This window comes from Pseudomonas sp. Sample_21 (assembly GCF_004307525.1).
GTDB classification, from domain to species: Bacteria; Pseudomonadota; Gammaproteobacteria; order Pseudomonadales; family Pseudomonadaceae; genus Aquipseudomonas; species Aquipseudomonas atacamensis.
In genome coordinates, this window is the sequence record NZ_RCNZ01000137.1 from 1 (window position 1) to 23,398 (window position 23,398).

The following is a 23,398-nucleotide window of genomic DNA, read 5'->3' on the forward strand; positions in this document are numbered from 1 at the left end:
CCGAACGTAGGAGCAAGCCTTTTGGGTTACCTTTTTGGCGTTTGAAAAAGGTGACCCGCCGTAAGGGCGGAACCCTAAGCAGCCGTTACCGCAGCAACGGATATGTACTCGGTCAACCGAACAAATCATCGCTCGACAACAAGCCTTCGCGAGCAGGCTCGCTCCCACAGAAATCGCAAGCGTACTGAAGGCTGAATCAATCCCCTACCCCTCTGCCCGCCCTTTGCCTTCACGATCACCACGGTAATGCCTGGCCAGCGGAAAATCCGGCAACCACGATTCACGCCGCACAATCCAGCTCTCATAGGTCGGCTTCAACTGATCCGGCGCATCCAGCGCGCCGAGGTTCACCTCGACCTCATCACCACTGCGGTTGAACACGGAAGAACCACAGCGCGGACAAAAGTGCCGCCCCTGGTACTCATGGGTTTCGCCGGTAATCGTCACCGCGTCTTCAGGAAAAATCGCCGAGGCATGAAACAGCGCACCGTGGACCTTGCGACAGTCCAGGCAATGGCACAATCCAACCCGGTAAGGCTCGCCAGAGGCTTGAAAACGCACATCGCCGCACAGGCATCCGCCGGTAAATGCAGTCATGGTTCAGCTCCATCGCGCTCGTGGTGTCACGCCCCCAGAGCCTATAACAGTCGGTGCTGCAATGCAGGCGATGTTTCAGATGAAAAAGCTTGATGTGGCGACACTGCAACGGGCATTCGCCGGCCAGAGCTAATACACTCAGGGCGCTGACCTGCCGGGACGATCACGATGAACCACGCCACAGCGAAAAACCCCGAGAAAGCCCCGCGCTTCTGGCGCGACGACGCCCTGCCCTTCATCGAAGCGCGGGCGATCGCGGATGGGCGTGAAGTCTGTTATGCGCGGCATTCCCATGCGCACTTTTCCATCGGCGCGATCACCGCCGGGCGCAGTACCTATGTGCATGAGCAGACGCAATTTGAGGTGGCGGCCGGCACCGTGGTGCTGATGAATCCCGGCGATGTGCATGCCTGCAATCCGATCGATGATCAGCCTTGGTCGTATGTGATGTTGTATGTCGAAACGCCGTGGCTGACGGATTTGCAGCATCAAATGGGGTTTGCCGGGGAGCTGGAATTTCGCCGATTTTCCGACACGCATCTGACCGATGCCGAGCTGTTTGGCAAATTGATGGGGTTGTATGAGGTTCTGCTCGACGACCAGGTGGAGGCGCTGGCGAAACACAGCGCAGCGGTTGAGTTTTTCAGTGATTTGCAGGTCCGCCTGAATCCAGCGGACGAGCCCGTTGCCGAGCCGAATTTCAAGCTGGAGCGCGCCGCTGATTTCATCCGTGGACATTGCACCGAAGTGCTGAGCCTCGAGGCAATTTGCGCGGCGGCGCAACTATCGCCGTCATACCTGATTCGTGCGTTCAGGCAGCGTTACGGGATGACGCCCCATGCCTTCCTGGTCAACCAGCGCATCCAGTTCGCCCGCGAGCGTTTGCGCAGCGGCCAGTTGATTGCCGATGTCGCGCTCCAGGCCGGGTTTGCCGATCAGGCGCATTTTCAACGAGCGTTCAAACAACATCTGGCGGCGACGCCGGGGCAGTATCGCGGCTGACTTCATTCACGAAGTTGAACACTGAACCCTTGTGGGAGCGAGCCTGCTCGCGAAAGCGGTGTGTCATTCAACACTTCACTGACTGATCCACCGCATTCGCGAGCAGGCTCGCTCCCACAGGGGGTTGTGGTGAGCCTGTGAATCAAGTGAACAGCAAATAAAGCGCACTCACCGCCAGCAACAACGCCATCAACCGATTGAACCAGCGCATCACCGCCGCATTGCTCAGATACCCGCGCAAGAACGTCCCGGCATACGCCCAGCAGCCCACCGACAGATAACAGATCACCAGATACACCGCCGCAAACTGCCAGACCAGCCGCGCCTCGCCATCAGCGACAAACGCGCCCATGCCGGCCACGCATGCCAGCCAGGCCTTGGGGTTAAGCCATTGCATCACCGCGCCATAGAGCATAGACGGCGCGCGGCCGGATTCGCTGGTGTTCAACTGGCCGTCATCGCTGGCCAGTTTCCAGGCCATGAACAACAGAAACGCCACCCCGGCCCATTGCACCACGCGGGTCATGAATGGCCACGATTGCAGGACTTCATGCAGGCCCAGGCCCATCAGCACCAGCAACAGCACAAAACCCAGCGTCGCCCCGGCCACATGCCGCTGGCTGGCGCGGAAACCGTACTGCGCGCCTGAACTCAAGGCGACGATATTGACCGGCCCGGGGGTGATGGATGCGGCGAGGGCAAACGCCGCCATGGAAAGAATCAGACTCATTGCACACCTGCTTCAAACGAGGAACGAGGTGGCTACGGTAGCGAGCGGGGGATTTGCGGTATTGAAGAAAATGACCCTGAGGATGCGAATCTGATCGTTCCCACGCTCTGCGTGGGAATGCAGCCCGGGACGCTCTGCGTCCCATTCAGAGCGTGGGAACGATCGAAACCTACAAGGGGCAATCAGGCCAGGCGCGGCACGGTGAAGCGGAATTCGCTGCCCTGCCCCGGCTCGCTCTCGGCGACGATCTGCCCGCCATGGGCTTCGACGATGCCTTGGGTGATGTACAAACCCAGGCCCGTTCCGGTCGGGTTGCCTTCCTTTATCGTCCAGTAGCGATCAAACACATGCGGCAAGTGCTCCTTGGGAATGCCTTCGCCACTGTCACGCACGATAAACACGATCTCGTCGCCCACCGATTTCGCGTGCACGCCGACGGTGCCCATGCGCGGGGTGAATTTGATGGCGTTGCCCACCAGGTTCGACAACACCTGAAACAGCCGCTCGGGGTCGGCGTGGATGCGCAGGTCAGGATCGGCCTGGAAGGAAATGCTGATGTCCTTGTCATGGGCCAGCGGCGACAGCAACGCTTGGGCCTCTTCAAAGATGTGCCCGACCTCCAGCGCCTGCGGGGTGATGGAGTAGCGCCCGGCGTCGATTTTCGAGGTATCGAGCAGGTCTTCCAGCAACGTGTTCATCCGCGCCGTGGCCTGCTGCATGGTGTCGATCGCCGTGGAAATGCGCCGTGAGGTGTGCGCACCTTCCGAACTGAAGGCTTTCTGCATCATGCCGCAGAGCATGGAAATCACCGTCATCGGGTTGCGCAGGTCGTGCGAAACCACCGCTACCAGATCATCGCGCGCCTGCACAGCCGCCTGCTCGCGACGGACCTGGCGGGCCAGATCGTTTTCCAGCGCCGAACGGCGCAGGTCATTGGCGGCGAACCGGTCACCGTGGCTCCACTTGGCGGAGATCCCGGCCATCTCGACCTTCCAGATCTCGAACGAGGTGCGCGGACGCAAGCGCATCCCGGCGTCGGAGTTTTCCAGATCCAGCGGCTTGCGCGGGTCGCCGCTCCAGTTGATGTTTTCCTTCACTTCCGGACGGAACCACAGCACGCCGTTGTCCACCGGTTTCGGCAGGCTCATGGCAAGCACACCACTGGCTACCGACTGATACTGCGCCGCAGGTGGGTAAACGCTGGACAGGTGATGGCTGGCGAACACCGGCTCGCCGCGCGCCTGCAACCACTTGTGCAGCGCGCGAATTTCTTCCGGTTCAGGGCAGTTGCCGTAACGGTGCAACTGCTTGTCTTCGATGATCGCAATGCCGCCGGCATTGACCAGCGCCATCAGCGTCGCTGGCTGCTGGGCGAGGCCGTCGAAAACATTTTGCGGCGAATCGACCATCGCCTGATTGAGCCGCGCCAGCGCTTCGACCTTCTCTTCACGCTGGCGGGTCAGTTCAAGGGTTTCCATGGCACTGATCTGCAATGAAAGGACCTGGCCGATGGTCTGGCAAGCCATGCGCAATTCATGCGGCACGTGCAGCGGCTGGCGGTTGCCGCAGCTGATCAGGCCCCAGAGCTTGTCGCCCTTGAGCAGGGAAATGCTCATCGACGACAGCACGCCCATGTTCTTCATGTACTGGCAGTGAATCGGCGAGACGCTGCGCAGCGTGGCGAAACTGAGGTCCAGCGGCGTCTGCGTGTCCGGGCGCAGCTTCGGCACCAGCGGCACCGGCTGATAATCGGCGTTGGGGATGATCCGCAGCCAATTGGTGCGGTACAGCTCGCGCGCCTGCTCGGGAATGTCCGAGGCCGGGAAGAACAGGCCATTGAACACTTCCATCGATGGATCGGACGCTTCGGCGATGACCTGACCGTGGCCCTCCTCCTCAAAGCGATAGATCAGCACCCGGTCGTAACCGGTCATCGCCTGGATTTCCTTGACGCTGATGTCGTACAGGGCCTGCAGCGTGGTCGCCGCTTGCAGGCGCTGGAGCATGCGGCCCAAGTGGGTATTGACCCCGGCGACGTTGCGCGGCTGGAAATTCTTCACGTGAATTTCCAGCTCGAGAATCAGCACGCCCTGATGGCGGTGCAGCAAACCTTCGAATTCAGTGCCGTTAAGCTCGAAACGCAGGGGCGCCGCCTCGGAGAACGTCGCCTGTTGCAAGGCTTGCAGCACTTGCGCGGTGTGTTCGGCGCCGATCAGGCTGTGCAGCGGCTGGCCGATCAGGGATTCGGGCGCGCGGGCCAGCAGGGTTTCGACGTTGGCGCTGACCTGGATGATCTGCAGCGCAGGCTCGGTCAGGGTCAGCAGCAGACCATGGGGCTGGATCGCGCCGGGAAAGCGGATCGGCTCGTCGGCACAGTTGGCCAGCAGTTCTTCAAAGGCTTGTGGGTCTTGCGGGTTCATGCCAGTACCTCCTGGCGCTCGAGCCACTGCTCGAAACAGCTGAATGTGATTTGTGCTGCGCTGACCACGGCCGCGCGTTCGCTGGCCGCCATGGGCCGGTTGCTCAGGTATTCGATGAACTCGCGCCAGCGCCGCCCGGTGGCCGCGCCGTAGACATCGAGGAAGGCAGCGCCATTGTCGGCGTCCAGATTCAGCCGCGCGGCGATCTCGCGACGCAGGATCTGCCCGCCGAGAGTCGCGCCTTCGAGCACGTACAAAACACCGAGACTGGCGGCGCTGGAGTCAATGACTGGCAGATCTTCACACAGCGGCAAATCATCAGCGGTTGCCCCCAGTGCGCGCAGGTCGGCGCGCAGGGTGTCAGCCTTCAGACGAGGCAGCAGATTGAAATCGTCCGGGACCGCGCCACTGGCGAGCAACGCCTGTTCGAGCGGCTGATAGAACCCGTAATAGGCCTGCATCAAGCGCTCGAAAGCGGGGGTATCGAGGGTGTCGGAGAAAAAAGGAAGGCGTTTTTCCAGTGCGATGTGCAGTTCGGCTGTGCCGGCCCGCAGATCTTGCAGCACCGGTGGCACATAAACCTCACGGGCCTTTGCTTGCATGTAGATCGCTCTTGGTGGGACCCGGCAGGGGCCATTCTGGGTGGGCTCGACGTGGGGGGAATTTATCACGCCACGCAGCTTTTTCTGCCTGCCGAAGCGTTTTTTCTGTCGAACTGCGACCCTATGACAGGTTCAGAGTGGCGCCGGATCAGAAAAGTTCGACCGACGCCATTATCCTGCCACTGTTGACCACCTCAATCAGCGCCGTCGTTCTGCACCGATGGATCGCCGTTGGCCGGTACGCTGCTGTCGACAACGGGTTTCGAAGGATTGTTTTTTTCGGCCCCGGGATAACCGGGCAGACCGCGAGTATCGTCCGGCGTCATGACATCCTCGTTATCGCGGCTGACATCCCAGTCGGTGGTGGCGTTGGGGTCTTCATCACGCCCGGCCGTGCCGATGGCGAAGCCGTCGTCGTTGGGATTGACGGTTTGGTTAAGCGCTTTGTCGTTGCTGGATGAGTTGCTCATGTCTGCCTCCAGAACACGTTGATCGGACTTGTTTGGCAACGCCCTGGCCGCTCAAGTGCAATGGACAAGACCAACGGTGCATTCGCGGGGCACTGGTCGCCCGGCGTGAACCACCGCAACGGCGCACGGTTCTCAAGAGAAACACTTGCTCGAGCACTGTCATGAGCCACCCGCGATTCGGCATTGAGGAAGAGTACTTTCTCACTGACCTGCAGAGCCTGCGCATGATCGGCAGTCCGCCGCCACAGGCCATCGAGGCTTGCCGGGCGGCGCTGGGTGTGTGGTTTGCCACAGAGATGTTTCAGGGCCAGATCGAGGTGGCTTCGCCGGTATTCAGCGATTTCGAACACGCCAGTGATTTTCTGCGTGGCAGCCGTCAGGCCTTGCGCACGGCCCTGGAGCCATTTGCTCTGGGCATGCTCAGCGCCGGCAGTCATCCGCTGGCCGACTGGCGCGAGCAGGTTCCGACCGACGAGGAACACTTCCGGTATCTGTTCGAGCGCTACGGCCATGTCGCCCGCCGCAGCGTGCTGTCGGGCCTGCATGTGCACGTCGAGGTGGCAGAGCCGCTGGATCGCATTGCGGTGATGAACGAAGTGCTGCCGTGGACGCCGCTGCTGTTGGCGCTGAGTTGTTCGTCGCCGATCTGGGACGGCGCCGCCAGCGGTTTCATGAGCTATCGGCAGACCGCGTGTGACGAGTGGCCACGCATGGGCATCCCGCCGCTGTTCGCCGATCAGCGCCATTACGACGAGCACTTGGCGTTTCTCACGCGCATCGGCGCGATCAGCCAGCCCGGCGAGTGCTGGTGGGGCGTGCGTCCGGCCGCGCGTTTTCCGACCCTGGAACTGCGTATGACTGACGCTTGCCCTCGGGTCGACGATGCGCTGACCCTGGCGGCGTTTTTCCGCGTATTGGTGGCTCATGCCAGTGCGCAGCGGCGGCCCGGTTTGCTGTACGACCAGACCGTGCGTTCGATGCTGGAGGAAAATCGCTGGCGGGCCAAACATCAGGGGATTCATGCGCGCTTTTTGGTCGAAGGCATCGACGGCGACTGTTCACTCGCGCAGTGGCTGGAGCTGGCCGAGCAGCGTTTTGCCGAGACGGCGCAGATACTGGGTGCGGCGCAGTTGTTCGAGCGTGCCCGGGCGATCATCGACAGCGGCACCAGCGCCGATCGGCAACTGGCGCTGTTCAATCAGGCTTCTGAACAAGCGCAAAACGGCCGTTCGGCCCTCGGGCAAGTGGCCGAGCTGCTGCTTCAGGAAACCGCTGGCTGATCGCTCTCGGACGGGCCTTTGAGTTCGACCTGATTGCCATCCGGGTCGAAACAGTAAAGCGACAAGCCGTAACCCTCGGCGCCAAAACGCCTGGCGGCTTGTTCAACGGTCAGCCCGAACGATTGCAGGTGAGCGATGAGCGCGGCTTCATCGAACGGTTCGATGCGCAGGCAGAAGTGGTCGACATTGCGTCGCTGCGCCTGCGCCGCGCCACCGCCCTTGCGCCCGAGTTCGCCGTGCAAGTCGACCAGATCGATCATCGACGTGCCAGCGCGCAAGTGCACCAGCCCCAGTGGCTGGTTATGCCTGACCACCTCGGCGCCGAACACCCTGGCGTAGAAATCGATGCTGCGTTGCAGGTCGGCGACGCGCAGGACGATATGATCGATGCGCTGAATGGAAAAAGGCTGCATGGTTTGGCTTCCTCGAAAGCGGCGACTCGCTCATTGTGCTGCACAAGGGAAAAAATTCACTGTCGATTTTTCGGTGGAGCCATCGACAAAGCGGATTTACTCTCACGTCATGAACATACCAGCCGCTGCCCTGCCGCCCCACGCCGAAATGGTTCGCGCCATGCTCGAGCGCGACACTGCCTATGAAGGCGTGTTCTTCACCGCCGTGAAAACCACCGGGATCTTTTGCCGCCCCAGTTGCACGGCGCGCAAGCCGAAACCGGAAAACGTCGAATTCTTCGCCCACGCCGACGAGTGCCTGTGCGCCGGTTACCGCGCCTGCCTGCGCTGCAAACCGCTGGACGCAGCAGCCATCGCCCCGGACTGGGTGCAGCGCCTGCTCAATGCGGTGAACGCCGATCCCGAACGGCGCTGGAGCGATGCGCAATTGCTCGCCGAGGGCATCGAACCGCTGAAACTGCGACGCTGGTTCAAGCAGCACTTCGGTATGACTTTCCACGCCTGGCTGCGCACACGGCGCCTCGGCATGGCTCTGGGCGGAATCAGGCAAGGCACTTCGATCGATCACGCCGCGTTCGACTCCGGCTATGAATCGCTCAGTGGTTTTCGCGACGCGTTTCAGAAGTCCTTCCACATCACCCCGGGCCGCGCGGCCAATAGTGAACCGTTGCTGTTCACCCGCCTGACCACGCCGCTGGGGCCGATGATCGCCATGGCCGAGCGCCGTGGGCTGGTGTTGTTGGAATTTCTCGATCGCCCGGCGCTGACCCGTGAAGTTGAAGCGCTGCAAAACCGTTACGGCTACGCGATTGCACCGGGGCATAACGCCCACTTGCAGCAGATCGAGGTGCAACTGGCGGATTACTTTGCCGGCAAACTGACTCAGTTCAGCGTGCCGCTGCACCTGCCCGGCAGCGCTTTTGCACGCGAGGTGTGGGCGGCGCTGCTGCAAATTCCCTATGGCCACACCAGCACGTACGGCGCCATCGCGGCAGGCCTGGGCAAACCCGGCGCCAGCCGTGCGGTCGGCCTGGCCAACGGGCACAATCGGCTGTCGATCGTGGTCCCGTGCCACCGAGTGATCGGCGCAGACGGCTCGCTGACCGGTTATGGTGGCGGACAACCGCGCAAGGCGTTCCTGCTCAGGCTGGAAAACGCCGCACTGCAAATGACTCAACAATTGGCTTTTTGAGCCATGCAATCCAACACGCAAACAGGGATTTCGATGGGTATGTCCGAATCACCGCAACATGGCTGACATGTATGAGATGGCCAGCGCTTTTCTGGCCGCGATAGACACTGACTGGCAGCGCCATGTCAGCGCCGTCGGCCCATGTCTGCATCAGCCACATCCGGCGCGCGACCCGTATGAATCGCTGGTACGGGCGATTGCCTATCAGCAACTGCACGCCAAGGCCGGCGATGCGATCCTTGGGCGTTTAGTGGGGTTGTTTCCCGGTCAGGTGTTTCCACGCCCGGAGCAGATTCTCGCGACTGAGGTCGAGCAACTGCGCGCTTGCGGATTTTCAGCCAGCAAGATCGCGACGATTCAAGGGATCGCCCAGGCGACGCTGGACGGCGTGGTGCCGGATTACCCGACTGCACGGGCGATGGACGATGAAACCCTGATCGAACGCCTGACCAGCCTGCGCGGGGTCGGCCGCTGGACCGTGGAGATGCTGTTGATCTACAGCCTGGAACGGATGGATATCCTGCCGGCGGATGATTTTGGCGTACGTGAGGGATATCGGCGCCTGAAGGGACTGGAGGTGCAGCCGACGCGCAAACAGATGATCGGGATTGGCCAGGCGTGGAGGCCTTATCGGACGGTCGCGGCCTGGTATCTGTGGCGCGTGGCCAAGGCTTAGACCGCGTTATCGTTCTTCGCGAGCAGGCTCGCTCCCGCACTGAATTAGCGTTCGGCGCTCTGTTTCCGCGCTCCCGGGGTGAGGGGGAAATCGAACTGGCGCTGCAAATCTTCAGCCTTGAGAATCTCGAACAGCGCCTGCGCCGCCGCCGACAGTTCATTGCCCGGCTCGGTCAACAGACCAATCGCCCGCTCCACAGAATCATTCAAGGTCAGGCAATGCGCACCGAGCTCGCGCATCTGCCCCGCGCACAACGCCGGCACCGCGCTGACCCCAAGCCCGCTGGCAACCATTCGCCCGACCGTCGCCAATTGATGACTCTCGAACTCCACCGGCAACTTCATTCCGCGCGCCTGCAAATGCTCTTCGAGCATGACCCGCACGGTCGATGGCCGCTGCAGGGTGATGAACGGTTGCTCCAGCAAAGTCTGCCAATCGATGTCGGCGCGACCGGCCAGCGCTGAATCGGCCGGCACCACGGCGACAAAGCGATCGACATACAGCGGTGTGAATGTCATCGATGTGCTCTGCATCGGCGCGAACGCCACACCGAGTTCGACCTGGCGATCGCGGACCATTTCCAGCACTTGCTCGTTGATCACGTCGTTGACCGTAACGTTGACGTTCGGATAACGCGCGCGGAAGCTCTTGAGAATCGGCGGCAGCAGATTGCCGGCAAACGACGGCATCGCCGCCAGCGTCACGCGTCCGCGCTGGAGGCTGAAACGCTGGCGCATCTCGTCTTCGGCGTTGTCCCAATCGGCGATCAAGCGGCGCGCCAGCGGCAGCAAGGACTCGCCTTCCGGAGTCAGCGCGACATTACGCGTGTTGCGGCTGAACAGGCGCCCGCCCAGGCCCTCTTCCAGCGCTTTGATGGTCAGGCTCAGCGCTGACTGCGACAGGTGCAGACGCTCGCAGGCCACGGCGAAGCTCAGGCTATGGGCCACGGCGAGAAAGGCACGGATCTGTTTGATGGTCATGTCGCTTTACTCCAGTTGCAAGCTGCAAGCGTCAAGCTGCAAGCTGTGATGCGATGGCCCTGATCGTTCCCACGCTCCTGCGTGGGAATGCAGCCCGTGACGCTCCGCGTCACTGGACGCGGAGCGTCCCAGGAGGCATCCCCACGCGGAGCGTGGGAACGATCATCGCCGAACGCGTATTAGTGAGCTTTATCAATCAATCAACCGTAAAAATCAACTTAACAAATATATTCCGCAGAGAGACACTCCAGTCATTCGGCTAGCCAGCCGCCCGCAAATAATAAAAGAGGTGCCTATGGCAGGTTTCGACAAGCGTGTGTATTCCTACGAGGAAGCAATGGCCGGGCTGGAAGACGGTATGACCGTTATCGCCGGCGGCTTTGGCCTGTGCGGCATTCCGGAAAACCTGATCGCCGAGATCAAGCGCAAGGGCACCCGTGACCTCACCGTCGTTTCCAACAACTGCGGCGTTGATGGTTTCGGCCTTGGCGTGCTGCTCACCGACCGCCAGATCAGCAAAGTCATCGCCTCCTACGTCGGCGAGAACAAGCTGTTCGAAGAGCAACTGCTCAAGGGCGAGATCGAAGTCATCCTTACCCCGCAAGGCACCCTCGCCGAAAAAATGCGCGCGGGCGGCGCCGGCATTCCGGCGTTCTTCACCGCCACTGGCGTTGGCACCCCGGTTGCTGAAGGCAAGGAAGTGCGGGAATTCAAGGGTCGCAAGTACCTGATGGAAGAATCCATCACTGGCGACTTCGCCATCGTCAAAGGCTGGAAGGCCGACCATTTCGGTAACGTCGTTTACCGTCACACCGCGCAGAATTTCAACCCGCTGGCCGCGACCGCCGGCAAGATCACCGTGGTCGAAGTCGAGGAAATCGTCGAGCCCGGCGAACTCGACCCGACGCAGATCCACACCCCGGGCATCTACGTCGATCGAGTCATTTGCGGCACGTTCGAAAAACGCATCGAACAGCGCACCATCCGCAAATAATTCAGGCCTACGGAGAACAACAACATGGCACTTACCCGCGAACAAATGGCTCAGCGCGTCGCCCGCGAAATGCAGGACGGCTACTACGTCAACCTCGGCATCGGCATTCCGACCCTGGTCGCCAACTACATCCCCGAAGGCATGGAAGTCATGCTGCAATCGGAAAACGGCCTGCTCGGCATGGGCCCGTTCCCGACCGAAGAAACTATCGATGCCGACATGATCAACGCCGGTAAACAAACGGTGACGGCACGGATCGGCGCGTCGATCTTCAATTCCGCCGAATCCTTCGCGATGATCCGCGGCGGCCACGTCGACCTGACCGTGCTTGGTGCATTTGAAGTCGACGTTGAAGGCAACATCGCTTCGTGGATGATCCCAGGCAAACTGGTCAAGGGCATGGGCGGCGCGATGGATCTGGTGGCCGGCGCCGACAACATCATTGTCATCATGACCCACGCCTCGAAGGACGGTGAGTCCAAGCTGCTGGCCAAATGCAGCCTGCCGCTGACCGGTGCCGGCTGCATCAAGCGCGTGCTGACCGACCTCGCCTATCTGGAAATCGAAAATGGCGCTTTTGTCCTCAAGGAACGCGCACCTGGCGTCAGCGTCGAGGAAATCGTCGCCAAAACCGCTGGTAAACTGATCGTCCCGGATCACGTACCGGAAATGCAGTTCGCTGCCCAGTGAGGAATTCGAAAATGCAAGACGTCGTCATTGTTGCCGCCACGCGTACCGCGATCGGCAGTTTTCAGGGCTCCCTGGCCAATGTATCCGCAGTAGACCTGGGCGCGGCGGTGATCCGCCAGTTGCTCGAGCAGACCGGTCTGGACGGGGCGCAGGTCGATGAAGTGATCATGGGCCAGGTGCTCACCGCTGGCGCCGGGCAGAACCCGGCACGTCAGGCCGCGATCAAGGCTGGCCTGCCCCATGCCGTGCCGGCCATGACCCTGAACAAGGTTTGCGGTTCGGGCCTCAAGGCTCTGCACCTGGGCGCGCAAGCGATCCGTTGCGGCGACGCCGAGGTGATCATCGCCGGCGGTCAGGAAAACATGAGCCTGTCCAACTACATCATGCCGGGTGCGCGCACCGGTCTGCGCATGGGCCACGCGCAAATCGTCGACACCATGATCAGCGATGGCCTGTGGGATGCGTTCAACGATTACCACATGGGCATCACTGCCGAGAATCTGGTCGACAAATACCAGATCAGCCGCGAACAGCAGGACGCCTTCGCTGCCGCTTCCCAGCAGAAAGCTGCCGCTGCGATCGAGGCCGGGCGCTTCGTTGATGAAATCACGCCGATCCTGATCCCGCAGCGCAAAGGCGATCCGGTGGCGTTCAAGGTCGACGAGCAGCCACGCGGCGATACCAGCGCAGAATCTCTGGCAAAACTGCGTCCGGCGTTCAAAAAGGACGGCAGCGTCACCGCTGGCAACGCCTCGTCGCTGAACGACGGTGCCGCCGCCGTGATTCTGATGAGTGCCGAGAAAGCCAAAGCGCTGGGCCTGCCGGTTCTGGCCAGGATTGCCGCCTACGCCAACGCTGGCGTCGACCCGGCGATCATGGGCATCGGCCCGGTATCGGCGACCCGCCGCTGCCTGGACAAGGCCGGCTGGAACATCGACCAGCTCGACCTGATCGAAGCCAACGAAGCGTTCGCTGCGCAATCGCTGGCCGTGGCCAAGGACCTGCAATGGGATCTGGACAAGGTCAACGTCAACGGCGGCGCCATCGCCCTCGGCCACCCGATCGGCGCATCAGGTTGCCGCGTGCTGGTGACATTGCTGCACGAAATGCTCAAGCGCGATGCGAAAAAAGGTCTGGCGACCTTGTGCATCGGCGGCGGTCAGGGCGTGGCTTTAGCGCTGGAACGCGGCTGATAAAGAGTTCAAGGTTGACGGCGGATCCACGACATCCGCTGTTGGCTGGCAACAAAAAGCCCGGTGCGATTTGCGTTGCACCGGGTTTCTTTTTGCCTGTCCCAAATCGGTGGTGAATGTTCTGGCCTCTTCGCGAGCAGGCTCGCTCCCACATTCTGCAACGCATTTCCCTGTGGGAGCGAGCCTGCTCGCGAAAGCGCTTGTTCAGGCGCCAACCACTCAAGGCTTGCGCAACAGATAGGTATCCATAATCCACCCATGCTCCGCCCGCGCCGCTTTGCGCACCCGTTCGATCTCATCGGCGACATCCGCCAGCCGGCCGCTGAGCAGAATCTCATCCGACGTGCCCAGGTAAGCGCCCCAAAAAATCTCGGTCTGCCGATCCGCCACCCGCTGGTAGGAATCCTCGGCATCGAGCATTACCACCAGACTGTCCGCTTCACTCACCTGCCCCGCCGCCAATCGCCGGCCTGTGGTGATTTCTACTGAGCGACCAATCGTGTTCAAAGGTATTTTGTGCTGCGCAGCCAGGGCCTGAACGCTGGTGATCCCCGGTATCACTTCGTATTCAAACTGACAGCGGCCTGATGCCTGAAGCGCCTGAAGAATCCGCAATGTGCTGTCGTATAACGCCGGATCGCCCCAGATCAGAAATCCGCCGCACTGGCCGTCGGACAATTCATCATTGATCAGCCGCTCGAAGGTTTGCTGCTTGGCGCGATTGAGTGCATCGACGCTCGCCGTGTAGTCGACATCGCCGCGCTCGCGCTCCGGACTGCTGGCTTCGACAAAGCGATGAGCGTGGTCGGTGATGTAGCGCCCGCAGATCTCCCGGCGCAGATCGATCAGCGTCTGCTTGCTCTGGCCTTTATCCAGCAGAAAGAACACATCGACCCGATTCAGCGCTTTCACTGCCTGCATCGTGATGTAGTCCGGATTGCCGGCGCCAATGCCGATGACCAGCAGCTGTTTCATCAGAATTCCTCGTCAAGGGCCATGCCCGGCAAGCGTAGTCGCCAGATGCCATTGAAGCGCAAGTCGATCATCCCCAGAGGCTCGATGTCGATTGCATTGAACGCCGCGCCTTGCAGCACCTGCATCAGCGCCGCGCGCATGACGAACGGATGGGTGACTGCCACTACATGTCCTGGGGTTTCGGCGATGGAGTCCAGCCACATTGAGACCCGCTGCGTCAGTTGCCTGACTGATTCGCCGCCATGGGGTGCCGCTTCAGGATCGGCCAGCCAGGCTTGCAAAGCCTGGTTTTCGTTGGCTTGCAGATCCTTGATCGATTGGCCGTGCCAGCGTCCCCAATCGCAATCGCGCAGGGCTTGATCAATCTGCGCATCGACGCCAAACCATGCCGCCGTCTGCTGAGTTCTCAACTCCGGGGCACACACCAGCCGCCGCGTTACCGCCAATCGCGCCCTGAACGCGTCGGACGGAACGGCCAGATTTTCAACAGGCTCGTCCGTAGGAAAACGCGCCAGTTTCTGTGCGACGGTTCGCGCATGGCAAATCAGTGTCAAACGGCTACTTGGCACGAGCAGGTTCTCGGTCGAAAGATAAAACAAACAATGGCACACAGCCGATACGCGTCGCATTGTGCCGTAAAACCTCGGCGTTCAGGGTTGTCACCGGCCCGTCGCTGAGCTTGGGATAGGTAATGTCTGACACAGCAATCGGCAAAGGACTACAACAGCGAACTACTTCGACGTAGCCCTTATTACACGGGCACCTTGCACAGTTTTGGTGCTCGAAAAACCTGTACAAAAATTAGCTAGACATGTAACACCCATTACATAAATACTCGTTTAACGGATTGTGAAACGAATTCGACACCTCATCCAGCAGGAGCCCGGATGCCCCCTCTCAGAGACCTGATCACCGATCCCGGCCTGGACCTGACGCCATCGGAGCGCAAAGTCGTTCGCGCTCTGCTCGATCAGTATCCACGCAACGGTCTCGGGCCTATGGCGCGACTGGCCGAACATGCCGGTGTCAGCGATCCGACCATCGTGCGTCTGGTGAAAAAGCTCGGTTTCGGCGGTTATGCCGAATTCCAGGAAGCCCTGCTCAGCGACATGGACCATCGCCTGCGCTCACCGCGCACGCTGTTGCAGCCGCGCTCGCAGCAGAACAAGGACGATGCCTGGGCGCATTACCTGGCGGACAGCCAGCGCTTGCTGGTCGACACCCAAGCCCTGACCCAGCCTGAAGATGTGCGCATCCTCGTGGAATGGCTGCTCGACAGCCGCCATCAGGTCTACTGTTTCGGTGGCCGCTTCAGCATTCTGCTGGCCAATTACCTGCTCAACCACTTGCGTCTGCTGCGTCCCGGCTGCTTCGCCCTGGAAGACAACGCCCTGCTGCCCGACCGTTTGTACGATCTGCAACGTCAGGACGTGGTGCTGGTGTTCGACTACCGGCGCTACCAGACCCAAGCTTTGCGCGTTGCGCAGGCGGCGAAAAACAACAACGCGCGAGTGGTGTTGTTCACTGATGTCTACGCCTCGCCGCTGCGCGAATTGGCCGACCTGATCATCAGCGCGCCGGTGGAATCGGCGTCGCCGTTCGATACCATGGTGCCGGCGCTGGCGCAGGTCGAGGCGTTGATCGCCTGCCTGACCTTGCGCGTGCCGGACCCGGCCGATCGCCTGGAAGGCATCGATGCCCTGCGCAACGACTTTGCGACTCACCTGCTGGAGGACAAATAAGGATGTTCAGCCTTCCCCACCGCTCGCCTCGGGACCTGCCGTTTGCGACCGACCACACCGCTTTGCTGCTGGTGGACATGCAGCGCGCCTGGCTCGAACCGCAATTCGACCCACACCTGAGCGAGCCGGATGCCGAGTATTTTCTCCAGCGCACGCGCAAACAAGTGGTGCCCAATCAACAACGTCTGCTTGGCGCCTTTCGCCGGGTGCAGCAGAACGTGCTGCACACGATTATCGAAAGCCTGACCGCCGACGGTCGCGACCGCTCGCTCGATCACAAACTGTCTGACATGCACCTGCCCAAGGGCAGCGTGCAAGCGCAGGTCATCGCTGAACTGACCCCGACCGAAAACGAAATCGTGCTGCCGAAGACCTCCTCCGGGGTGTTCAATTCAACCAATATTGATTACGTGTTGCGCAATCTGCAGACCCGCCATCTGATCATCGCCGGTATTGTCACCGACCAATGCGTCGACATGGCTGTGCGCGACGCCGCCGACCGTGGCTATCTGGTCACGCTGGTGGAGGATGCCTGCGCCACTTACACAGTTGAACGCCATCACGCCTGCCTCAACGCGATCAAGGGTTACTGCTGGATCACCGACACCGACACCGTGCTCGGCCGTTTGCAGGAGATGCAGCCATGAGCCCGCGCCTGACGCCTTTGCCGATGACCACGCTGGTGACAACCGACCTGATCGGCATCACCCGGGGCCGCTCGTTTCCCAGCGATGAGCTGGAGCATTACCAGGCAGCGGGTTGCGGTTGGGTTCCGGCCAACAGCGCGTTGACGCCGCAAGACATCATCGCTTCGAGCAATCCGTGGGGCGCGTATGGCGACCTGCGGCTGATTCCCGATCTGAGCAGCCGCGTCACTGTCGGCAGCGGCCCGGACGCCAATGCACCGGTGCTGGATTTCATTCACGCCGACATTCGTGAGACCGACGGCCAGGCATGGGGCGCCTGCCCGCGCACATTGCTGCGCGATGAAATCGAGCGCTATCACGATGAGTTGGGGTTGCAAGTCAACGCCGCCTTCGAACATGAATTCAACCTGCACGCAGGTATTGCCGAACACGCGGCGTTCTCTCTCGAAGCGCAGCGTCAGGGCGCCGAATTCGGCGGCTGGCTGCTCAGCGCCCTGCGCGCCGGCGGCGTCGAGCCGGAAATGTTCCTGCCGGAATACGGCAAGCACCAATACGAAATCACCTGCCGTCCGACGCTTGGCGTGGCGGCGGCGGATCGCGCGGTCAACGTGCGCGAAATCACCCGGGAAATCGCCCGGCAAATGGGCCTGGATCTGAGTTTTGCGCCGAAGACTGCCGCCGAGGCGGTGTGCAACGGTGTGCACCTGCACGTCAGCCTGCTCGACCTTAGCGGCCAGCCGATGTTGTACGACGCCGGCACCAGCAACGGCCTGTCGAGCATCGGTCAGCACTGGGCTGCCGGAGTCCTGCATTTTCTACCGGCGCTGTGCGCATTCACCGCGCCGACGCCGCTGTCCTACCAGCGTTTGCAGCCGCACCACTGGAGCGCGTCGTATGCGTGTCTGGGGCAGCAGAACCGTGAAGCGGCGCTGCGCATCTGCCCGACTGTGACCTTGGGCGGCAAGTCTGCCGCGCAGCAGTTCAACCTGGAATTCCGCGCCATGGACGCTACCGCCTCGCCGCATCTGGCCATGGCTGCGCTGCTAATTGCCGGGCGACTGGGCATCGAACAGCGTCTGGCGCTGAACGCGGTTACCGATGAAATTCCCGATTCACTCAACGACGAGCAACGCAAGGCCCGGGGCATCGTCGCCCTGCCCGCCTCGCTGGCCCAGGCGCTGGATTGCCTGCGTGACAGCGCAGCCTTCAACGAATGGCTGCCCAAGCCGTTGCTCGACACTTATTACGCCCTGAAAACCGAGGAACTGGCGCTGACGGAACAGCTCTCGCCCGCTGACCTGTGTGAGCACTATGCACGCCTGTACTGAATCCGCCGAGCTTGGGTTGTACACCCGCCCGGTCTACAACCTGAGCCGCGAGGACTCGACGAACCCGTTGATCCTCGTGTGCGAACACGCCAGTCGCTACATTCCCGAAGCCCTGAACAATCTGGGCCTGGACGAGGCGGCCGCGCGCGAACATATCGCTTGGGACATCGGTGCGCTGCAACTGGCCGAACAGTTGTCGGAACAACTCGGCGCCACGTTGCTCAGCGCCAATTATTCACGGCTGCTGATCGACCTCAACCGCCCGCGCCATGCGCCGGACAGCATCCCGCTGCAGAGCGAGATCTACCCGATACCTGGCAATCGCGAGCTGGATGAGGCGACCCGCGAGTACCGGCGCCAGACGTTGTTCAAACCGTTTCACGCGCGCTTGCAGACCTTGATCGACGAGCGCATTGCCAAAGGTCTGCCGGTGCGGGTGGTCGGTGTTCACAGTTTCACCCCGGTGTATTACGGCCAGCCGCGACCACTGGAAGTCGGCGTGTTGTTCGGCCAGGCCCAGGACTATGCTCAGCGCCTGCTCGACGGGTTGCAAGCGCACCCGCTGAAAGTCGCGGGCAACCAGCCGTACAAAATTGACCCGCTGGGCGACATGACCGTGCCCGTGCACGGTGATGCCAGGGGTCTTGAGGCGGTGCTGATCGAGGTGCGCAATGATCTGCTGCGCAGTCCCGAAGCGGTCTCGCGCTGGGCAGATTACCTCGCACCTTTGCTGTAAACGATGGACCGATAAAACATAAACCGACCGATGGCTGACAAGGAGTTGCGCTTCATGGAAATTGAAGAATTCGGCTACAAGCAAGAGTTGAAACGTAGCCTGACGCTGACCGATCTGGTGGTGTACGGGATGATCTTCATGATCCCCATCGCCCCGTTCGGTGTGTATGGCTACGTCAACGCCGAAGCACCGGGGATGGTGCCGCTGGCGTACATCATCGGCATGGTGGCAATGCTGTTCACCGCGCTGAGTTACGGCAGCATGGCCAAGGCCTTTCCGGTTGCCGGCTCCGTATATTCCTACGCGCAACGCGGGCTTAATCAACACGTCGGCTTCATCGCTGGCTGGCTGATGCTGCTCGATTACCTGCTGATTCCGCCGCTGCTGTACCTGTATTCGGCGATGGCGCTCAACCATTTGTACCCAGACATTCCCAAGGTCGGCTTCATCCTGGCGTTTCTGGTCAGCGCGACGTTCGTCAACCTGCGCGGCATCACCTTCACCGCGCGGATGAACATGCTGTTCCTGCTGGCACAACTGGTGGTGCTGGGCATCTTCCTGTTCTACGCCTGGAACGCCCTGCACAACGGTGGCGGTAACGGTGAGCTGACGCTGGCGCCGCTGTATCACCCGGAAACGTTCAACTTCGCCCTGCTGATGCAAGCCGTGTCGATCGCCGTGCTGTCGTTCCTCGGCTTCGACGCGATCTCCACCCTCGCCGAAGAAATCAAGGAAGATCCGGGCCGCAGTGTCGGCAAGGCAGCGCTGATCACCCTGGCAGTGATGGGCACGATTTTCGTCGTACAAACGTGGATCGCCACCGATCTGGCAGCGGGCATGGGCTTCAAATCCGCCGACACCGCGTTCTATGAAATCGCTGAAATCGCCGCCGGCAGCTGGCTGGCGACCCTGACCGCCGTCGCCACGGCGCTGGCCTGGGGCGTAGCGGTGGCGATCACCTCGCAGGCCGCCGTCTCGCGCCTGCTGTTCGGCATGGCCCGCGACGGCAAGCTGCCGAAGGTGCTGGCCAAGGTCCACCCGAAACACAACACGCCGTACCTGAGCATTTATCTGGTGGCGGTGTTGTCGCTGCTGATCTGCTACCTGTTCATCGACGCGGTCGACATTCTCACCTCGCTGATCAACTTCGGCGCCCTCAGCGGTTTCATGCTGCTGCACCTGACGGTGATCAACCACTACTGGCGTCGGCAGAAGTCGGGGCAGTTTGTGCGCCATCTGCTCTGCCCGGTGATCGGCTTCATCATCGTTGCCGCCATCATGTACAACATGGGCGTCGATGCGCAGAAACTCGGCCTGATCTGGATTGCCCTGGGCCTGGTGTACCTGTTTTTCCTCAACAAGCTCGGCGCCAGCACAGCGCTGCCCGATCCGAGCAAAGGCTGACAAGAAAAAGAGCGGCGTCTGACAACAAATCAGGCGACCGCCGATTCAACGCGTGGAAACCGACAGTGATAGTCAGGTTCGGCGAATGGGCCGAACCTTTTGATACAGGAGTACATCCATGCTGGTCTTACGCCCAGTCGAGCAGAATGATCTGCCCCAGCTACAGCGCCTGGCCCGCGAGAGCCTGATCGGCGTGACCTCGCTGCCGGATGACAGCGAACACCTGCGCGAGAAAATCGCCGCGTCGTGCGCGTCCTTCGATAGCGCCACCCAGGCGCAGGGGCCGGAGAACTACTTCTTCGTGCTGGAAGATCTCGAACGCCGGCAATTGGTCGGCTGCTCGGAAATCCTTGCCACCGCCGGCTTCAAGGAGCCGTTCTACAGCCTGCGCAACCGCCATTTCACCAGCGCTTCGCGGGAATTGAACATCGAGCATGGCGTGCCGGCGTTGTCGCTGTGCCATGACCTCAGCGGGCATACCTTGCTGCGCGGTTTCCACATTGATGCCGCGTTGGTGCGCACGCCGTTTTCTGAACTGCTGTCGCGGGCGCGCCTGCTGTTCATTGCTGCGCATGCACAGCGGTTCTCCGAGGCGGTGATCACCGAAATCGTCGGCTATAGCGACGAGCAGGGTCATTCGCCATTCTGGGATGCGCTGGGCAAGCATTTCTTCGACTTGCCGTACGCGGAAGCCGAGCGCCTGTGCGGCTTGCAGAGCCGCACGTTTCTCGCCGAACTGATGCCGCAATACCCGATCTACGTGCCGATGCTGCCGCAAGCGGCGCAGGATTGCATCGGCCGCGTGCACCCGGACGGCCAGGAAGCGTTCGACATCCTCGCGCGGGAAGGCTTCGAAACCAACAGCTACATCGACCTGTTCGACGCCGGCCCGACCCTGTATGCGCGTACCGCAAACATTCGCTCGATCGCTGACAGCCAGACCGCCATTGTCCGCCAACAAGTATCGACCGACGCCCGTGGCCGTTACCTGCTGAGCAACGACGCCCTGCATGACTACCGCGCGATGGTCACCGAACTCGACTATCACCCCGGTCAGCCGCTGTCCCTGACACCCGCCATCTGCGCGGCGCTGAAGGTCAGCGATGGCAGCTCGATACGGCTGGTCGCTCTGTGAGCCGCGTTAGCCATCCGCGCCTGAATCGGTCCGCCAAAGGAGTTGGAGCATGATTGTCCGTCCGGTAAAAGTCAGCGACCTGCCTGCCTTGATGACCCTCGTCGAACAGGCAGGGCCAGGTTTCACCACGCTTCCGGCCAACGAAGACCGCTTGGCGCACCGAGTGCGTTGGGCACAGCGCGCATTCGCCGAACAGGTGGAACGCGCCGATGCCGATTACCTGTTTGTCCTCGAGGATGATGAGCAGCGCGTGGTCGGTGTCAGCGCGATGGCCGGCGCCGTTGGCCTGCGCGAGCCCTGGTACAACTACCGGCTCGGCGTCACCGTCAGTTCGGCGCCGGATCTGGGCATTCAGCGGCAGATCCCAACGTTGTTCCTCAACAACGAACTGACCGGCCAATCGGAGCTGTGCTCGCTGTTTCTGCGCCATGACCAGCGCAACGGCAGCAATGGCCGCCTGTTGTCGCTGGGTCGTCTGTTGTTCGTCGCCGAATTTCCGCACCTGTTTGGCGAGAAGATGATCGCCGAACTGCGCGGCAGTGCCGATGAAAACGGTTGCTCGCCGTTCTGGGACAGCCTCGGCCGGCATTTCTTCCAGATGGATTTCACCCACGCCGATCACTTGTCCGGCCTGGGCAACAAAGCCTTTATCGCCGAACTGATGCCGCGCCAGCCGCTGTACACCTGCCTGCTCACCGAACAGGCGCAGGCGGCGATCGGCCAGACGCATCCAAACACTCAACCAGCGTTGAAAATTCTTCAAGCTGAAGGCTTTGCGCACAAAGGCTACATCGACATTTTCGACGGTGGCCCGGTCATCGAGGCGCCAATCCGCAGCATCCGCACGGTGCGCGACAGCCTCGAACTGACCCTGAGCCTCGGCACCCCCGACGAGCAGGCGCCGCTGTGGCTGATTCACAACCGCCGGCTGGAAAACTGCCGCATCACCGCGGCCCACGGTCGACTGGCGGGCAACAGCCTGGTGGTTGATCGTCTCACCGCCAAGCGCCTGCAACTTCAGCCGGGAAATTCGGTGCGCGCGGTGCTCCTGCCCCATCAACAGCAACATGCCGTGGCGGCCTGATATTTCCGGCACGGGAGATTAAACCTTTCAGCCGCCAGTCCTGCCGCGCAAATTCGTCATGATTCTTGACCCATTCGCGTGATAGCCTTTTCATTCTTCGGCGTTGACACCTTTGCTCAAGCCTTTCCATTCCTTATGTATTGGTGGAACTCGTATGACCAGGCTTTCCCATCAAGATTTGCGCCGCAATTTCCGTCAGCTGCTGGCCTCCGACACCTGCTACCACACCGCTTCGGTGTTCGACCCGATGTCGGCCCGCATCGCCGCTGACTTGGGTTTTGAAGTAGGTATCCTCGGCGGCTCCGTGGCCTCGCTGCAGGTGCTTGGCGCACCGGACTTCGCCCTGATCACCCTCAGCGAATTCGCCGAACAGGCCACGCGCATCGGTCGCGTCGCCCAATTGCCAGTGATCGCTGACGCCGACCACGGCTACGGCAATGCCCTCAACGTGATGCGCACCATCGTCGAACTGGAACGCGCCGGCGTCGCTGCACTGACCATCGAAGACACCCTGCTGCCCGCGCAATTCGGGCGCAAATCCACCGACCTGATCACCGTGGCCGAAGGCGTCGGCAAGATCCGCGCGGCGCTGGAAGCCCGGGTCGATACGGAAATGGCGATCATCGCCCGCACCAATGCCGGCATTCTGCCGAACCAGGAAATCATCAGCCGCACCCGCCAATATCAGGCGGCGGGCGCTGACGGCATCTGCATGGTCGGCGTGCAGGACTTTGATCAACTGGAACAAATCGCCGAGCACCTGACCGTGCCGCTGATGCTGGTCACCTACGGCAACCCGGCCCTGCGCGACGACAAACGCCTGGCCGAACTCGGTGTACGCGTGACCATCGACGGCCACGGCGCCTACTTCGCCGCGATCAAGGCCACCTACGACAGCCTGCGCGAACAGCGACAGATCTTCACCCAGGCCTCCGATTTGAGCGCGACCGAGTTGACCCACACCTATACCCAGCCGGAGGAATACATTCTCTGGGCCAAGGAATACATGAGCGTCAAGGAGTGACGGTGTGCCCGGGCTGACGCCATCGCTGGCAAGCCAGCTCCCACAGGGTTTTGTGTTGCACAAATAATCCATGTTTGGTCGCAT

Annotated in this window: 25 protein-coding genes and 1 pseudogene; 17 read left to right on the top strand and 9 right to left on the bottom strand. The window is 61.3% G+C overall.

Going from position 1 to position 23,398, the window contains the following annotated elements; all coding sequences use genetic code 11:
- Window positions 1-188 (top strand): hypothetical protein (locus D8U71_RS28510; RefSeq protein WP_206663217.1); only part of this gene is annotated, 188 nt, incomplete at its 5' end.
- 16 nt (window positions 189-204) lie between these two features.
- Here D8U71_RS28510 and D8U71_RS25675 read toward each other — a convergent pair.
- Window positions 205-597 carry a GFA family protein gene (locus D8U71_RS25675; RefSeq protein ID WP_130889015.1) on the bottom strand — a complete coding sequence of 131 codons (393 nt, stop codon included), beginning with the start codon at window positions 595-597 and terminating at the stop codon, window positions 205-207.
- Window positions 598-655: 58 nt separating this feature from the next.
- Between D8U71_RS25675 and D8U71_RS25680 the strand changes: the two are divergent.
- Together D8U71_RS25680 and D8U71_RS25685 are read left to right on the top strand one after the other, a co-directional pair.
- Window positions 656-730: pseudogene (locus D8U71_RS25680) on the top strand (VOC family protein); the annotation flags it as partial.
- Between the two features lie 35 nt (window positions 731-765).
- A complete protein-coding gene (locus D8U71_RS25685; RefSeq protein WP_130889016.1) occupies window positions 766-1,599 on the top strand; it encodes an AraC family transcriptional regulator in 834 nt (277 codons plus the stop codon).
- A 142-nt stretch (window positions 1,600-1,741) separates the two neighbouring features.
- Here the strand turns inward: D8U71_RS25685 and D8U71_RS25690 are convergent, their stop codons facing one another.
- The 4 genes from D8U71_RS25690 to D8U71_RS25705 form a co-directional block, all read right to left on the bottom strand.
- Complete coding sequence (locus tag D8U71_RS25690; protein WP_125926023.1) at window positions 1,742-2,329, bottom strand: LysE family translocator; 588 nt, start codon at window positions 2,327-2,329, stop codon at window positions 1,742-1,744.
- Between the two features lie 182 nt (window positions 2,330-2,511).
- Window positions 2,512-4,749 carry an ATP-binding protein gene (locus D8U71_RS25695; RefSeq protein WP_130889017.1) on the bottom strand — a complete coding sequence of 746 codons (2,238 nt, stop codon included), beginning with the start codon at window positions 4,747-4,749 and terminating at the stop codon, window positions 2,512-2,514.
- Window positions 4,746-5,351, bottom strand: coding sequence for a biliverdin-producing heme oxygenase (locus D8U71_RS25700; RefSeq protein ID WP_016774141.1), 606 nt, complete (start codon window positions 5,349-5,351; stop codon window positions 4,746-4,748). Before D8U71_RS25700 ends, D8U71_RS25695 begins: the two co-directional genes overlap by 4 nt.
- A gap of 194 nt (window positions 5,352-5,545) precedes the next feature.
- Window positions 5,546-5,821, bottom strand: coding sequence for a hypothetical protein (locus D8U71_RS25705; protein WP_024012480.1), 276 nt, complete (start codon window positions 5,819-5,821; stop codon window positions 5,546-5,548).
- 161 nt (window positions 5,822-5,982) lie between these two features.
- Between D8U71_RS25705 and D8U71_RS25710 the strand changes: the two genes are divergently transcribed.
- The gene (locus tag D8U71_RS25710) at window positions 5,983-7,101 is read left to right on the top strand and encodes a carboxylate-amine ligase (RefSeq protein WP_130889018.1); all 1,119 of its coding nucleotides are present in this window, start codon (window positions 5,983-5,985) and stop codon (window positions 7,099-7,101) included.
- On the opposite strand, the gene D8U71_RS25715 is transcribed toward D8U71_RS25710, so the two are convergent.
- The gene (locus tag D8U71_RS25715; protein WP_024012478.1) at window positions 7,083-7,514 is read right to left on the bottom strand and encodes a VOC family protein; all 432 of its coding nucleotides are present in this window, start codon (window positions 7,512-7,514) and stop codon (window positions 7,083-7,085) included. The genes D8U71_RS25710 and D8U71_RS25715 overlap by 19 nt on opposite strands.
- Window positions 7,515-7,623: 109 nt before the next feature.
- Between D8U71_RS25715 and D8U71_RS25720 the strand changes: the two genes are divergently transcribed.
- Together D8U71_RS25720 and D8U71_RS25725 are read left to right on the top strand one after the other, a co-directional pair.
- Window positions 7,624-8,706, top strand: a complete 1,083-nt coding sequence (locus tag D8U71_RS25720; RefSeq protein WP_130889019.1) for a trifunctional transcriptional activator/DNA repair protein Ada/methylated-DNA--[protein]-cysteine S-methyltransferase — start codon at window positions 7,624-7,626, stop codon at window positions 8,704-8,706.
- A 58-nt stretch (window positions 8,707-8,764) separates the two neighbouring features.
- A complete protein-coding gene (locus tag D8U71_RS25725; protein WP_130889020.1) occupies window positions 8,765-9,382 on the top strand; it encodes a DNA-3-methyladenine glycosylase in 618 nt (205 codons plus the stop codon).
- A gap of 44 nt (window positions 9,383-9,426) precedes the next feature.
- Here the strand turns inward: D8U71_RS25725 and D8U71_RS25730 are convergent, their stop codons facing one another.
- The gene (locus tag D8U71_RS25730; RefSeq protein ID WP_130889021.1) at window positions 9,427-10,362 is read right to left on the bottom strand and encodes a LysR family transcriptional regulator; all 936 of its coding nucleotides are present in this window, start codon (window positions 10,360-10,362) and stop codon (window positions 9,427-9,429) included.
- Between the two features lie 295 nt (window positions 10,363-10,657).
- On the opposite strand from D8U71_RS25730, the gene D8U71_RS25735 reads away from it, so the two are divergent.
- From D8U71_RS25735 to D8U71_RS25745, 3 genes are read left to right on the top strand one after another with little or no spacing between them, the layout of a single operon-like run.
- Window positions 10,658-11,356 (top strand): CoA transferase subunit A, encoded by a 699-nt coding sequence (locus D8U71_RS25735; RefSeq protein WP_016774135.1) that lies wholly within the window; start codon window positions 10,658-10,660, stop codon window positions 11,354-11,356.
- 24 nt (window positions 11,357-11,380) lie between these two features.
- Window positions 11,381-12,046: a CoA transferase subunit B gene (locus D8U71_RS25740; RefSeq protein ID WP_016774134.1), complete on the top strand. Its 666-nt coding sequence runs from the start codon at window positions 11,381-11,383 to the stop codon at window positions 12,044-12,046.
- Window positions 12,047-12,057: 11 nt separating this feature from the next.
- Entirely contained in the window at window positions 12,058-13,239 is a 1,182-nt protein-coding gene (locus D8U71_RS25745) for an acetyl-CoA C-acetyltransferase (protein ID WP_130889022.1), read from the top strand.
- Between the two features lie 219 nt (window positions 13,240-13,458).
- Here D8U71_RS25745 and cobF read toward each other — a convergent pair whose 3' ends face one another.
- Window positions 13,459-14,214, bottom strand: a complete 756-nt coding sequence (gene cobF, locus D8U71_RS25750) for a precorrin-6A synthase (deacetylating) (RefSeq protein ID WP_130889023.1) — start codon at window positions 14,212-14,214, stop codon at window positions 13,459-13,461.
- Complete coding sequence (locus tag D8U71_RS25755; protein ID WP_123441726.1) at window positions 14,214-14,783, bottom strand: histidine phosphatase family protein; 570 nt, start codon at window positions 14,781-14,783, stop codon at window positions 14,214-14,216. The genes cobF and D8U71_RS25755 overlap by 1 nt, the downstream gene beginning before the upstream one ends.
- Before the next feature lie 318 nt (window positions 14,784-15,101).
- On the opposite strand from D8U71_RS25755, the gene D8U71_RS25760 reads away from it, so the two are divergent.
- The 8 genes from D8U71_RS25760 to D8U71_RS25795 all read left to right on the top strand — a co-directional run bounded on the left by D8U71_RS25760 (window position 15,102) and on the right by D8U71_RS25795 (window position 23,314).
- On the top strand, window positions 15,102-15,956 hold the full coding sequence (locus D8U71_RS25760; protein ID WP_016774129.1) for a MurR/RpiR family transcriptional regulator: 855 nt from the start codon (window positions 15,102-15,104) through the stop codon (window positions 15,954-15,956).
- Between the two features lie 2 nt (window positions 15,957-15,958).
- Window positions 15,959-16,603 carry an isochorismatase family cysteine hydrolase gene (locus D8U71_RS25765; RefSeq protein WP_130889024.1) on the top strand — a complete coding sequence of 215 codons (645 nt, stop codon included), beginning with the start codon at window positions 15,959-15,961 and terminating at the stop codon, window positions 16,601-16,603.
- Window positions 16,600-17,931, top strand: coding sequence for a glutamine synthetase (locus D8U71_RS25770; RefSeq protein WP_130889025.1), 1,332 nt, complete (start codon window positions 16,600-16,602; stop codon window positions 17,929-17,931). The genes D8U71_RS25765 and D8U71_RS25770 overlap by 4 nt, the downstream gene beginning before the upstream one ends.
- Window positions 17,915-18,667: an N-formylglutamate amidohydrolase gene (locus tag D8U71_RS25775; protein WP_130889026.1), complete on the top strand. Its 753-nt coding sequence runs from the start codon at window positions 17,915-17,917 to the stop codon at window positions 18,665-18,667. The genes D8U71_RS25770 and D8U71_RS25775 overlap by 17 nt, the downstream gene beginning before the upstream one ends.
- Window positions 18,668-18,721: 54 nt before the next feature.
- Window positions 18,722-20,071, top strand: a complete 1,350-nt coding sequence (locus D8U71_RS25780) for an APC family permease (RefSeq protein WP_076567476.1) — start codon at window positions 18,722-18,724, stop codon at window positions 20,069-20,071.
- Between the two features lie 118 nt (window positions 20,072-20,189).
- The gene (locus D8U71_RS25785) at window positions 20,190-21,206 is read left to right on the top strand and encodes an arginine N-succinyltransferase (protein ID WP_130889027.1); all 1,017 of its coding nucleotides are present in this window, start codon (window positions 20,190-20,192) and stop codon (window positions 21,204-21,206) included.
- A 49-nt stretch (window positions 21,207-21,255) separates the two neighbouring features.
- Window positions 21,256-22,290, top strand: a complete 1,035-nt coding sequence (gene astA / locus D8U71_RS25790; protein ID WP_125915917.1) for an arginine N-succinyltransferase — start codon at window positions 21,256-21,258, stop codon at window positions 22,288-22,290.
- A 154-nt stretch (window positions 22,291-22,444) separates the two neighbouring features.
- On the top strand, window positions 22,445-23,314 hold the full coding sequence (locus D8U71_RS25795) for an oxaloacetate decarboxylase (protein WP_016774123.1): 870 nt from the start codon (window positions 22,445-22,447) through the stop codon (window positions 23,312-23,314).
- Window positions 23,315-23,398: the final 84 nt, after the last annotated feature.